The sequence below is a fragment of the Roseivivax isoporae LMG 25204 genome (assembly GCF_000521865.1).
In the GTDB taxonomy this organism is placed as follows: Bacteria; Pseudomonadota; Alphaproteobacteria; order Rhodobacterales; family Rhodobacteraceae; genus Roseivivax; species Roseivivax isoporae.
In genome coordinates, this window is record NZ_JAME01000154.1 from 1 (window position 1) to 537 (window position 537).

Below are 537 nucleotides of genomic sequence, written 5' to 3' on the forward strand. Positions count from 1 at the left end.
GTCGATGCCGGGTCGCTTCCGGACTACCCGCTCTCGGTCGAGGAGCGGATCGACAGCCATTACTTCCTGACCTGGGAGCGCCGCAGGTGGTTGTCGAGCGACATGCGCCTGCGCGGCACGCCGGAATGCCGTGCCTACTACTTCGACCTCATCTGCCTCAGCTTCGACCATTCGCCGCTCGGCACGCTGCCGGCCGACCTCGCGACGCTCGCGCGGATGCTGATGGTCGACCCGACGCACTTTGCCCAGCTCTGCAAGCTCGATTACGGGCCGCTGCACCGCTGGTCGCTCTACCGCTGCGACAACGGCGAGGTCCGGTATGGCCACGCCTACGTGACGAGGACGCTGCAGGAGGCGCTGTCGCGGCGCGAGGACAACCGCGCCCGCACCGAGGCCGCCAACGTCGCCAAGCGCCTGCAGCGCCTGCGGGCGACGGTGGCAGGCCTGCATCTCGATCTCTCGAAGAACGACGCCGCGATCCGCTGGATGGACGAGTGGCTGACGCAGCAGGGCTGCGCCAAGCGCAGCACCTCCTGG

Annotated in this window: 1 protein-coding gene; it reads left to right on the top strand. The window is 68.7% G+C overall.

Annotated features, from left to right (window positions below; genetic code table 11):
• Window positions 1-537, top strand: a 537-nt coding sequence (locus RISW2_RS25275; RefSeq protein ID WP_051492404.1) for a hypothetical protein, incomplete at both ends; no start/stop codon positions are given.